An 11,689-nucleotide genomic window follows, 5' to 3' on the forward strand; every position below is an offset into this window, starting at 1 on the left:
ATACCGGGCGGCCGTCACGGCAGGCGCTCCGCGGGCGCGAGCGACGCCAGCGTGCCGTCGGATCGGGTCACCGCACGGGGAACCATGTCCACGGAGCTCACCGACGGCGGTTCCGCGGGGAATGCGGGGAGCTCATGCAGCTTGCGGGCGGTGACGAGGATGCGGGATTCCATCGATGAGACCGTCGAGTTGAATGCCTCCACGGATTTCCCGAGCTGCCCACCGAGCTGGTCGAGGTGCTTGGCGAGCGTGCCGAGGCGGCTGTAGAGCTCGCTGCCGAGCTGGTGGATCCGTTGGGCGTCCTGGGACAGCGCCTCCTGCTTCCAGGTGTGCGCGATCGTGCGCAGCAGCGCCACCAAGGTGCTGGGGGTCGCGAGCACGACATTGCGGGCGAACGAGTGCTCGAGCAACTCGGGATCGGCACCGACAGCCGCGTCGAGGAACGGGTCGCCGGGGATGAACAGCACCACGAACTCGGGAGACGGGTCGAACGCGGCCCAGTACGACTTGGACGACAGCTGCCCGATGTGGGCGCGAAGCTGGGCAGCGTGCTTGCGCAGGAGGGCGGTCTGCTCGCTGTCGTCGCGAGCCTCGAGAGCCTCGAGGTACGCACTGAGCGGCGCCTTGGCATCCACCACGATGTTCTTGCCCCCGGCGAGGTGCACCACCAGGTCTGGCCGCACAGCGCGCGAGCCTTCGGGCCCATCGTGCGTCGCGTGCGCCTGGGTGCTGAAGTCGCAGTGCTCGGTCATCCCGGATAGCTCCACCACTCGCTGGAGCTGGATCTCGCCCCACCGGCCCCGCACCTGCGGAGCACGGAGCGCCTGCACGAGCTGGCCGGTGTGGGTATTGAGCGTCTGGGAGACCTGCTGCATCCCCGTTACCTGCTCCATGAGCCCCGAGTAGGCGGCGATCCGGTTGTGCTCCACGCGCTGCACCTGTTCCGCCAGCGTTCCCACGGCCTCGCGCAGGGGCCCGACGATGTGCTGGACCTGCTCGTTCATGGCACCCGAGTGCCGCTTCGCCGAGTCCTCGCTGGCCGCGGTGAGCGAATCGCGGAGCAGGTGCTCGGAGTCCTTGCGCGCCTGCAGCTGGGCCTCGGCGTAGGCGAGGCGCTGCCCATGGCGGCTTGATTGCAGGAGCCAGCCGATGCCGATCCCCGCGGCGAGGGCGACGAGCAGTGCGAGGAATGTCAACGCGTTCATGGTCGCCATCATGGCGGCTCGCACCGACAGAAACACGGACCACCGAATTGTCGGTGTGGTGCTCTACTCTCGTTCGCCATGAGGATCCTCCACACCTCCGATTGGCATATCGGTCGCACCTTCCACGGTGTGGACCTGCGCGCGGACCAGGATGCGGTGCTCGCGGAGATCGCGCGGATCGTCGCGGCCGAAGGGGTTGACGTCGTGGTGGTGTCGGGCGATCTCTACGACCGGGCGATGCCGAACGCGGACGCGGTCCGCTTGTGCAACGACGCGTTCGTGCGGATCCGCGACGCGGGCGCCCGCATCATCGCGACCTCGGGCAACCATGACTCCGCCACGCGCGTGGGCGCGGCGGCGGAGTTCGCCGCGGCCGGTGGGCTGCACCTGCGCACCCGGGTGCCAGAGATCGACGTGCCCGTCCTAATCGAGGACGAGCACGGACCGGTCGCGTTCTATGCGATCCCGTACCTCGAGCCGGATGTGGTGCGCGGCGAGCTCGCCGTCGCGGAGCGATCCCATGAAGCTGTGCTTGCGGCCGCGATGGCTCGCATCAACGCCGATCGCGAAGCCCGCGAAGCCAGCGCGGGTGCTGACCGCCTGCGCACGGTGGTCAGCGCGCATGCGTTCGTCACGGGCGCGGTGCCGTCGGAATCCGAGCGGACGATCAGCGTCGGTGGGGTGGAGACCGTCCCGATGTCGGTCTTCGGTGATGTCGACTACGTGGCGCTCGGCCACCTGCACACTCCGCAAGTCCTCGCGCGGAGCGTCCGCTACTCGGGCAGCCCAGTGCCCTACTCGTTCGGTGAGCGCAGCGACCGCAAGGCCGTGTGGCTCGTCGACCTGGACGCGAACGGGCTCCGCGATGTCACCGAGGTAGCCCTGCCGCTCGCGCGGCCGCTGGGCGAGATGACCGGGACGGTGGCGCAGCTACTGTCGGAGCCTGCTCTCGAGGAGCTCACCAGCCACTACCTCTCCGCCGTGCTCACCGACCCAGTTCGACCGCGCGATCCCATGCGTGTGCTGCGCGAGCGCTTCCCGCACCTTGTCCACCTGCGATGGGAGAGCCCTGCGCGCGACAAGGAAACGAGCTACCGGCAGCGGGTGAGCGGGGCGAGCGACAAGGAGATCGCTCGGCGCTTCCTCATCGATACCTGGCGGGAGCCCACCGCCGCGGACCTGGATCTCGTCGAGGAAGCGCTCCAGCAAGCGCGCGCGGGATCACCCTAGCGCCGTCGCCACGACCGACACCCCTGCACCGTCCCCAGAGAAAGCACCGTCACCACCTATGCGATTGCACACCCTGACGATCGAGGCTTTCGGCCCGTTCGCTGGCACGGAACGCGTCGACTTCGACGAGATCGGTGCCGACGGCTTGTTCCTCCTGCACGGCCAAACCGGCGCGGGCAAGACCACGATCCTTGATGCCGTCGCGTTCGCGCTGTTCGGCGCGGCACCTGGCGCGCGCGGCAGCGGGCACAAGTTCCTGTCCCACCACGCGCCGCCGGACGCTACGCCGCGAGTCACGCTCGACGCGACGATCAAGGGTCGTCGCCTGCGCCTCATCCGCAGCCCCGAGCATCAGCGCCCGAAGCGCCGGGGCGCAGGTTTCACGACCCAGAATGCCCGGGCGAGCCTGGAATGGCTCTCGCCGGATGGCAGCACCGGCACCGGCGAGCACCTCACGCGCATCGACGAGATCGGACGTGCAGTCAGCGACCTCCTCGGCATGAGCAAGGACCAGTTCTTCCAGGTGGTCCTGCTGCCGCAGGGCGAGTTCGCGGAGTTCCTGCGCGCACCCATCGAAGATCGCGAGAAGCTGCTCGAGAGCCTGTTCGCCACATACCGGTTCGGAACCGTGGAGAACTGGTTCCGCGATCGGCGCCGCGAGTCCGAACAGCGCATGCGCGACGCCCTGCACCAGCGGGAGCTGCGGATCAGCGCGATCGGCACGGCGGCCGACCTGGCTGCCGACGAGCATCCCGTTCCCGGGAGCAACGATGACGTGCGTGCCTGGATGGACACCGTTGCCGCCGTCGTGACCGCACGGGCCCAGGATGCCGAACAGGCCCGCGCAGGCGCGGCCGCCGCGTTCGCCTCCGCCGACGAAGCACGGACGCTGGCGCGCGAGAACGCGCAGCGCCGCGCGTCGCTTGCCGCGGCGCGGCAGCAGATCGAGGCGCTCGAGCTCGAATCTGGCCGTATCACCGCGCTCGCCGCGGAGCTGGGCGCAGCCCAGCGGGCCAGCGCGGTCGCCAGCCCGAACGACAGGCTCGGCGAGCTGCGCACCAGGCTGGCAGCGGCACGCACCGCGATGCACCAGCACGCGCAGGTGCTCCAGGAAGTGCCCAGCAGCTCAGCGATCGAGAGCCTCCTCGAGCATGGCCAGCATGCGCGGGCCCGAGGCCTGCTCGATGAGGCGATCGGGCAGTGGAACGCCGAGGTCGGCGCACTCCGGGGACTGATCCGCTACGCGACCGAGCGGGACGACGCCGCCGCCCGGATGAGCAAGATCAGCACGAGGATCCAGGCCGCCCAAGCGCGTCGCGACGACCTGGCCGCGCGGATCGAGGGCATGCCCGCGGAGCGCGAGCAGCTTGACGCCGCCTTGGCCGAGGCCGCGGAAACCGCGCGCGCCGAGGAATCCTTGCGGAACGAGCTTGCCCTGCTCGTCGATCGCCGCGACGCCGCGGGGAAGCTTCCGTCGGCCGTCGCCCGGTTCGAGGACGCGCGCGCGGCGCATAACACGGCGCACGCCCGGCACCTCGATGCCCGCGATCTGTTGCAACGCCTGCGCGAGCAGCGGATCTCCGGCATGGCCAGCGCGCTGGCGCGCCAGCTTCGCGACGGGGAGCCCTGCATGGTGTGTGGCTCCATCGACCACCCGGCTCCGACGGCGCCTGGCCGGGACACCATCAGCGAGGACGAGGAAAACGAGGCGGCGCGCGCGGAAACCGAGGCGCTCGCAGATCGCGACGCCCGCCACGAGGAGCTGCGGGCAGCCGAGCACGAGGTGGAGCGCCTGCGCGAACGGACCGGGGACGCTGAGCCTGGCGAGCTCGACCGGTGGCACACCGAGGCCGCCGCCCGCCACGAGCAGGCGCAGCAGGCAGTTGGCATGCTCGAGCAGCTCCGGCTGCGGCGAACCGAGCTCGATGCCACCGAGGGGGCACTGCGCGAGGATCTCGCGACCACGCGCACAGCCCTCGCAGCCCTGGAGGAACAGCACGTGTCGCTGCATCAGCGCGCGCAGGAGCTGACCGTGATCCTCGACGAGGCCCGCGGCAGCGACGCTGACATTCCTTCGCGCACCGCCAGGCTCGAGGAGCTCGTCGACACCGCCGCAGGCTTGCGCGACGCCATGATGTCCGTGCACGACCTCGAGTCCCGGGTGAGCGAGCAAGCCAGCGAGTGCGAGCAGGCGGCCCGGGACGCAGGGTTTGGCACCGTGGACGCGGCGATAGCGGCGCTCCGCGCGCCCGCATGGCACCAGGAGACCGAGGCCGATCTGCGGCAGCACCGCGACCGGGGGATCCAGGCCCGCGCGATGCTCGACGAACCGCTGAACCAGGCGGCGGAGCAGGCTCCCTGTGACGTCGCGGCCGCCGAGGAAGCATTCGCCCTCGCCCAGGACGCCAGCGATCAGGCTTCCGAGGACCTTGCCCGGGCCCGCCACGCGCGCGATCGCACTGCCAGCAGCATCGCCGCGCTCACGGCCTTGCTCGACGAGCATGCCGACCAGCACGACAAGCACCAGCAGCTCATCCGCCTCACCGAGGTGATCACCGGCACCGGCGAGAACACCCGGACCATGTCGCTGCGGTCCTACGTCCTCGCGGCCCGCCTCGAGGAGGTCGCCGAGGCCGCATCGCAGCGCCTGCGCATCATGACTGCTGGACGCTACGAGTTCCAGCATTCCGACAGCAGTGGCCGCCACGGCAAGCGAGGCGGGCTCGGCCTCGACATCCGCGATGACTACACCGGCACCCTGAGGCCCGTGAACAGCCTGTCCGGCGGCGAGACCTTCATGGCATCACTGTCGCTCGCGCTCGGTCTCGCCGACGTCGTCGCCGCCGAATCCGGGGGCGCCATCCTCGATACGCTCTTCATCGATGAGGGATTCGGCACCCTCGATGCGGACACGCTCGACGCGGTGATGAGCGTGCTCGACGAGCTGCGCGCGGGGGGCCGCGTCGTCGGGATCGTCAGCCACGTCGACGAGATGCGGCAGAGGATCCCGTCCCGCATCCATGTCCGCAAGCACCGAGACGGGTCCTCGATCCGCAGCACCGCCCCCAGCAGCAGCCCCCCGCCCAGCTAGGTGGCGGGAGCTCGAAACCACCGTTGCCCAGGCCGGGGCTAGGCCTCGGCCGCCTCCTCGGGATATGACGCGGGTTTCTCCGCGATCTCGTCGCTGAGCTCCCCATCCACCCATAGGTCCTTGCCGGTGCTCTTGAGCGTCATCACCTCGTCGATGTAGCGCACCAGCACCGCGACCATCGCCGCTACCGGCACCGCGAGGAACGCGCCGATGATGCCGAACAACGTCGAGCCGGCGGTCACCGACAGCAGCACGATCACCGGATGCAGGTTCATGCTGCGGCTCTGGAGCACCGGCTGCAGCACGTTTCCCTCGAGCTGCTGCACCAGGATGATGATGCCCAGCAGGATCAACGCGGTGATCCAACCATTCGCGACCAGCGCCACCAGCACGGCGAGGGCGCCCGCGACGAATGCACCGACGATCGGGATGAAGCCCGCGACGAACGTGATGATGACCAGCGGGCCCGCGAGGGGAACGCCCAGGATCACCAGGCCGAGGCCGATGAACGCGGCATCAACGAAACTGACGATCGCCTGCGTGCGGATGAAGCCGCTGAGGGTGCGCCACTGCCGGAACAGGACCTCCTCGACATGGCGCGCCGCGGGGGAGCCGGTGACCCGGCTCATCCACGGCAGGAACCCGGGCCCATCCTTGATGAAGAAGAACGACAGCACCAGTGTGAGCACCAGCGTGATCATCACCGACGTCACCGCGCCGACGCCGGTGAACACGCCCGAGGCGATGGCGCTCGAGGAGTCCTGGATGCCCGTGACCACGGTATTGATGAAATCGGTGAACTGTTCCTCGCGCAGGTTCAGCGGCGGCCCCTGCAACCACGCCTGGATCTCCCGCACGCCGCCGGACGCCTGGTTCGCCAGTTCCGGAGCCTGGCTGATCACCGACGGCACGATCAGCGCGATGACGCCGACGAATGCGCCGATGGCTCCCAGCATTGTCACGAGCGCCGCCAGCGCTGGCGGCAGGTAGGCGCGGCGCAACAGGGCGGTGATGGGCCACAGCACCGTGGTGATGATCAATGCCAGCGAGATCGGCAGCAGGATCACCCAGAACTCGCCGACGATCCAGCCGAGCACCCAGGCGGCGGCCGCGATCAGGATGATGCGCAGGCTCCACGTGGCGAGCCAGCCGCCACCGATGCCGATCAACGTGCCCCGGTCCGGGGGGTTCTCTGTCGTGGTCGCGCGGTTGGGCTCGTGCGCCGTCAACGCGGTCTCGAGCGCGCTCTCGCGCTCGGCACGGTCTGGCCGATCCTGTGCAGTCACCTCAAGCCCCATCTGATGTGAGCGGATAGTCAGGTCGATGTTGTCACCATGCTGGCCTGTCGGCCACCGGAGCGACCACGTTTTGATGCGCATCACCATGATCGGTGCACGAAAATCGTACTGCTCAGGACATACCCGGCAATCGGCACTAGGCTCGGACCCAGGACCGGGCGCCTGGGCGCCGGTGTGATCGATGCGGCCGGAGGCAGATCATGGCACGACGGATTCTAGGAACGCGCGCGACACTCGCGGCGAGCAGCGTGCTGCTCATTGCCAGCAGTCTTGTCGCCTGCGGAAGCGACACCGAGGATGGAGCGCCAGCAGGCGGGTACGGAGCGCCCGCCTCGGAACCGGCGACCGCGAACGGCGCCGAGGGCGAGGACGGTGCAGCCGAGGGCGAGGACGGCGCGGACGGGGAAGCGGAGGCCACCGCGGCGAGCGAGATCCGGGTCTCCGGCTTCGAGTTCGCCCCGTCGAGCATCACCATCTCCGTCGGGGATACCGTCACCTGGGTCTTCGACGATGGGCAGATCCCGCACGACGCCATCAGCCGCGACCCCTCGCCCGAGCAGTTCCGCAGCCCCACCATCCGTGAGGACTCCTGGTCCTTCACGTTCACCGAGCCCGGCGAGTATCCCTACTTCTGCTCCATCCATCCACAGATGACTGGAACGGTGATCGTCGAGGAGTGACAGGCGACGCACAGCGGGGCGGCGCGCGCGGGACTAGGCCGAATAGGACTGTGACGGAGTAGTCCGTACACTGATCTAGCTGTGAGCCTAACCCTCGGAATCGTCGGCCTCCCCAATGTGGGCAAGTCCACCCTCTTCAACGCCCTGACCAAGAACGATGTCGTCGCCGCGAACTACCCCTTCGCGACGATCGAGCCCAACGTCGGCGTTGTCGAGCTGCCTGACCCGCGCCTCGACAAGCTCGCGGAGATCTTCGGATCCCAGCGCATCCTGCCCGCCACCGTGTCGTTCGTCGACATCGCCGGCATCGTCAAGGGCGCGAGCGAAGGTGCCGGGCTTGGCAACAAGTTCCTCGCCAACATCCGCGAGGCCGATGCCATCTGCCAGGTTGTCCGCGTCTTCACCGACGGCGACGTCGTGCATGTTGACGGACGTGTTGATCCGCTCGCCGACATCGAGGTCATCGAGACCGAGCTGATCCTCGCGGACCTGCAGACCCTCGAGAAGGCCGTGCCGCGCATCGAGAAGGAAGCCAAGAACAACAAGGATCGCCGCGCCCTCGCCGAGGCAGCCAAGGAAGCCCAGCAGCTCCTCGACAGCGGCAAGACCCTCTTCTCGCAGAAGGACAGCATCGATCTGCCGCTGCTGCGCGAGCTCCAGCTGCTCACCACCAAGCCATTCCTGTACGTCTTCAACGCCGACGAGGGCGTGCTCACCGACGAGGACCGCAAGAACGAGCTGCGCGCCTCCGTCGCCCCCGCCCAGGCCGTCTTCCTCGACGCGAAGGTCGAATCCGACCTCCAGGAGCTCGACGAGGAATCCGCCATGGAACTCCTCGAGACCATCGGCCAGACCGAGCCCGGCCTGTACTCCCTCGCCCGCGCCGGCTTCGAGACCCTCGGGCTACAGACCTACCTCACCGCCGGTCCCAAGGAAGCACGCGCCTGGACCATCCACCGCGGCGACACCGCCCCCAAGGCCGCCGGCGTCATCCACACCGACTTCGAGCGCGGCTTCATCAAGGCCGAGATCGTATCCTTCGACGACCTCGTCGCCGCTGGTTCCATGGCTGCTGCCAAGTCCGCCGGCAAGGTCCGCATGGAGGGCAAGGACTACATCATGGCTGACGGGGATGTTGTGGACTTCCGCTTCAACGTCTAGGCCGTCAAGCAATCCGCACATGCGGGTAAGCCGCCTCCCGCGCCTGGAAGCTCAGGATGCTCGGGTTGCGGACCACGCCGTCGAGGATCTCGATCGCGCGGGAGATGGTGAGGTTCTTCTCCCACGTCGCCGGGCCGTCCATGACTGTGCGCATGAAGGGCAGCAGCGCCGCACTGATTTCCCAGGTCGCTGAGTTCCACAGGTAGGAGGGGCTGTGGTCGACGGCGTAGTAGTGGACGCCGTCGCCGACGGTGAACATGGGGTCGTCGAACCCGGTGGGCGTGGCCCATTCGAAGCCCATTCCCGCGTCGCACGAGACGTCGATGATCAGGCTGCCCGCAGCGAATCCCTTCAGGTCCTCGGTCCGCAGGTAGGTCAGTGGCGCGGCGACGTCCTGGAGCGTGCAGTTGACGACGATGTCGTGCGAGGCGAGGAACTCCGGGAGCAGGACGTTGCCGTTCTCCGTGAGCACCTCGCTGAGATGGACCTCGCCGTCGCCGGTGTTGAGCTGGACCATGTGGGCGCCGTGGATCGGGGAGCCGACGGCCGTGATGTCGCGCTGGGTGAGGACCTGGATGTCGTGGACGCCTTGGGCGTTGAGCGCTGTCACGGCTCCTCGTGCCGTCGCTCCGAAGCCGATGACGACCGCGCTGAGCCGTGGCCCGTACCCGCCCGTCGATCCTGTGAGACGCAGCGCATCGAGCACCGAGCAATAGCCGGCGAGCTCGTTGTTCTTGTGGAAGACGTGCAGGCTGAAGTCACCGCGGCGGCTCCAGTGCTGCATCGCCTCGAACGCGATCAATGTGAGCCGACGGTCGATCGCCGTCTGCGTCAGCCCGGCGTCCTGCACGCAGTGCGGCCCCCCCCACAGCACCTTGCCCTCGGGAATCACCGTCATGTCGGCGGCCTGGGGCTTCGGTAGCAGCAGCACATCAGCCGATTCGATCACCTCGGAGCGATCCGCGACCCTGCCGACCCGTGACTCGACGTAGCCGGGCTCGAGCTGGAAGCCAGCACCGTAGCCACGCTCGACGATCATCCGCGCTCGGAGATCCGGTTCGATCCGGTCGAGGTGATGGGGGTGGATCGGTAGCCGCCGCTCGTTCTCCATCGAGGACTCCGCGAGCAGCCCGAGGGTGAGCACAGTGCTGTTCGGAGGGGTGGGGATAGTGGCAGTGGGTAGAACTGCGCCGGGAATAGGGGCTCCCATCATTGGGGAACCAGGGGTAGCTCCTGGCCCGATCTTACGCGCATGCTGCCCGGGCAAGTCGCTGCTAGTCGTTGGCCGTTGACGGGCCGCAGCCGATGCGCAAGGCTGTGAGCGTGACGATCCTCGGCATCACCGCGTTCGAAGCGACCGGTTCGTGATGGGGGACGAGAACGCGGCGAGTGAGGCGACCCCGTGGCTCGCGGAAACCAGGACCTCGTATGACACCGATGCCGCCGGGTACGCGGAGCGAGTTGAAGGGCTGCTAGAGAAGCATCCGCACCTTCGGGCACATCTGGACGTGCTCGCGGAACTCGTGGGGCGCAACGGCGGCGGTCCGGTGGCGGACATCGGTTGTGGTCCCGGATACGTGACGCGGCATCTTCACGACTCGGGCGCCGCAGCGTTCGGCATCGACCTCTCGCCCGAGATGGTCGCGATCGCGCGCCGTGCCCACCCTGGTCTGCGCTTCGAGACGGGGACGATGACGAGCCTCCACCTGGACGACCACTCGGTCGCCGGCATCGTTGCGTTCTGGTCCACGGTCCACATTCCCGACGACGCCATGCCGGGGGTGATCGCGGAGTTCGCTCGCGTCCTGCGACCCGGGGGCTACCTCCTCGTCGGTTTCCACGTCGGAGCAGGGATCGAGCACACCTCGACTGGATATACGGGCCGCCCGATCAGTGTCGATACCCACCTCCGACAGGTGAGCACGATGTCGGACTGGTTGCGCGACAGCGGCTTCCGGATCGAGTCCGAGTCGGTCTTCCGGCCTGATGACGATGCCCCGGGGGCGATCATCATCGCCCGTAGCCAGGAGTGAGCGCTCACGTATATGTCCCGACGTTGATCACCCAGCCCGATGTGTCGCGGTTGCAGAACCGGGTGATGCCCCAATCCTCGATCTCCATGGGCACGAGTACAGCAACCGGGTAGCGCTGTGCCCGGAGACGGGTCGGGCATCAGCAAGCAGGAGGCCGCAGCGCTCCTTGAGTCGATCGTGCGGAACCACCCGTTGGTCGACGGCAGCAATCGCCTGGGATGGCTGGCCGTGCTCGTTGTCTATGGATTGAATCGCTATCGCCTGGAGGCTCCCGACGACGATGCCGACGATGTCATCGTCGATCTCGCCTAGGGGGCGATTGGCTACAGCGAGACAGCGGTGGAGCTAGCACGATGGGCGGGACCATTGCCCTGACGCCCCACGTTTCCGGGTGCTCCTCGGGGTTTCTCCCGATGCGCTCGTGCCCCTGATCGTCGTAGCGTGGGTGGCATGACAAGGCGTGGCGGGTGCCGCGCTGTTTCCGAGCAATGGAGGTCGTGCCATGACGATGCAGAGCCAGTTGAGGCGTACCCGGGACGGTCGCTGGATGGGTGGTGTGTGCGCGGGCATCGCCAAGCAGTATGGGTGGGACGTGAACCTGGTCCGGCTGGTGTTCGTGCTGGTCTCCTTGCTGGGCACGCTGGGCATCGGTGTGCTGGTGTATCTGGTGATGTGGGCGATGATCCCGCTGGAGGACTCGTCGGCCACGCCTCGCTGGTGAGCGAGTACCTCCGTGGGGCTGCTGTGAAGTCGCTGAGAATGACACCGCCGGCGGGCTGAGGGCTGGCGAGCGGCCGTAGAGTCGGTATCGCGCCCCCGCACAGACGTGTTTTTCTCCTTGGTTCCTGGCTCTGCGGGGGCGTCCATCATGTCCCGGCCTTGAGCGCCTGAGCGTCAGCGCTGTCTGTCGGCTGGTGCTTCCCGGGCGGCCGGACGGCCACGTCTTCGCTATCGTGGTGATTCGATGCGCGGCCCGGCACACGGGTCGCGC

10 protein-coding genes are annotated in these 11,689 nt (G+C 68.1%); 7 read left to right on the forward strand and 3 right to left on the reverse strand.

Annotated features, from left to right (window positions below):
• Positions 1-14: 14 nt before the first annotated feature.
• Positions 15-1,205, reverse strand: coding sequence for a DNA recombination protein RmuC (locus HT102_RS07090; protein ID WP_192038696.1), 1,191 nt, complete (start codon positions 1,203-1,205; stop codon positions 15-17).
• 78 nt (positions 1,206-1,283) lie between these two features.
• Here HT102_RS07090 and HT102_RS07095 point away from each other — a divergent pair, with 78 nt between their 5' ends.
• Together HT102_RS07095 and HT102_RS07100 are read left to right on the forward strand one after the other, a co-directional pair.
• Positions 1,284-2,435 carry an exonuclease SbcCD subunit D gene (locus tag HT102_RS07095; RefSeq protein WP_192038697.1) on the forward strand — a complete coding sequence of 384 codons (1,152 nt, stop codon included), beginning with the start codon at positions 1,284-1,286 and terminating at the stop codon, positions 2,433-2,435.
• A 58-nt stretch (positions 2,436-2,493) separates the two neighbouring features.
• Positions 2,494-5,526, forward strand: coding sequence for an AAA family ATPase (locus HT102_RS07100; RefSeq protein ID WP_192038698.1), 3,033 nt, complete (start codon positions 2,494-2,496; stop codon positions 5,524-5,526).
• A gap of 38 nt (positions 5,527-5,564) precedes the next feature.
• Here the strand turns inward: HT102_RS07100 and HT102_RS07105 are convergent, their stop codons facing one another.
• On the reverse strand, positions 5,565-6,755 hold the full coding sequence (locus tag HT102_RS07105) for an AI-2E family transporter (RefSeq protein ID WP_225443385.1): 1,191 nt from the start codon (positions 6,753-6,755) through the stop codon (positions 5,565-5,567).
• Positions 6,756-7,024: 269 nt separating this feature from the next.
• Between HT102_RS07105 and HT102_RS07110 the strand changes: the two genes are divergently transcribed.
• Positions 7,025-7,504 (forward strand): cupredoxin domain-containing protein, encoded by a 480-nt coding sequence (locus tag HT102_RS07110; RefSeq protein ID WP_192038700.1) that lies wholly within the window; start codon positions 7,025-7,027, stop codon positions 7,502-7,504.
• A gap of 81 nt (positions 7,505-7,585) precedes the next feature.
• Positions 7,586-8,665 (forward strand): redox-regulated ATPase YchF, encoded by a 1,080-nt coding sequence (gene ychF, locus HT102_RS07115; RefSeq protein WP_192038701.1) that lies wholly within the window; start codon positions 7,586-7,588, stop codon positions 8,663-8,665.
• Between the two features lie 4 nt (positions 8,666-8,669).
• Here ychF and HT102_RS07120 read toward each other — a convergent pair whose 3' ends face one another.
• On the reverse strand, positions 8,670-9,809 hold the full coding sequence (locus HT102_RS07120) for a N(5)-(carboxyethyl)ornithine synthase (protein WP_333473324.1): 1,140 nt from the start codon (positions 9,807-9,809) through the stop codon (positions 8,670-8,672).
• Positions 9,810-10,032: 223 nt separating this feature from the next.
• Between HT102_RS07120 and HT102_RS07125 the strand changes: the two genes are divergently transcribed.
• From HT102_RS07125 to HT102_RS07135, 3 genes are all read left to right on the forward strand, one after another.
• Entirely contained in the window at positions 10,033-10,698 is a 666-nt protein-coding gene (locus HT102_RS07125) for a class I SAM-dependent methyltransferase (RefSeq protein WP_192038840.1), read from the forward strand.
• Between the two features lie 117 nt (positions 10,699-10,815).
• On the forward strand, positions 10,816-11,010 hold the full coding sequence (locus HT102_RS07130) for a Fic family protein (RefSeq protein ID WP_192038702.1): 195 nt from the start codon (positions 10,816-10,818) through the stop codon (positions 11,008-11,010).
• A 190-nt stretch (positions 11,011-11,200) separates the two neighbouring features.
• Positions 11,201-11,419: a PspC domain-containing protein gene (locus tag HT102_RS07135; RefSeq protein WP_223114716.1), complete on the forward strand. Its 219-nt coding sequence runs from the start codon at positions 11,201-11,203 to the stop codon at positions 11,417-11,419.
• Positions 11,420-11,689 lie beyond the last annotated feature (270 nt).

Source organism: Lolliginicoccus lacisalsi, from assembly GCF_014841105.1.
GTDB lineage: Bacteria > Actinomycetota > Actinomycetes > Mycobacteriales > Mycobacteriaceae > Lolliginicoccus > Lolliginicoccus lacisalsi.

Excerpts from the sequence above, each read along its gene's own strand:
- HT102_RS07090 (WP_192038696.1), bottom strand. The coding sequence starts at position 1,205 with ATGAACGCGTTGACATTCCTCGCACTGCTCGTCGCCCTCGCCGCGGGG.
- HT102_RS07100 (WP_192038698.1), top strand. The coding sequence starts at position 2,494 with ATGCGATTGCACACCCTGACGATCGAGGCTTTCGGCCCGTTCGCTGGC.
- HT102_RS07095 (WP_192038697.1), top strand. The coding sequence starts at position 1,284 with ATGAGGATCCTCCACACCTCCGATTGGCATATCGGTCGCACCTTCCAC.
- HT102_RS07125 (WP_192038840.1), top strand. The coding sequence starts at position 10,033 with ATGGGGGACGAGAACGCGGCGAGTGAGGCGACCCCGTGGCTCGCGGAA.
- HT102_RS07135 (WP_223114716.1), top strand. The coding sequence starts at position 11,201 with ATGACGATGCAGAGCCAGTTGAGGCGTACCCGGGACGGTCGCTGGATG.
- HT102_RS07110 (WP_192038700.1), top strand. The coding sequence starts at position 7,025 with ATGGCACGACGGATTCTAGGAACGCGCGCGACACTCGCGGCGAGCAGC.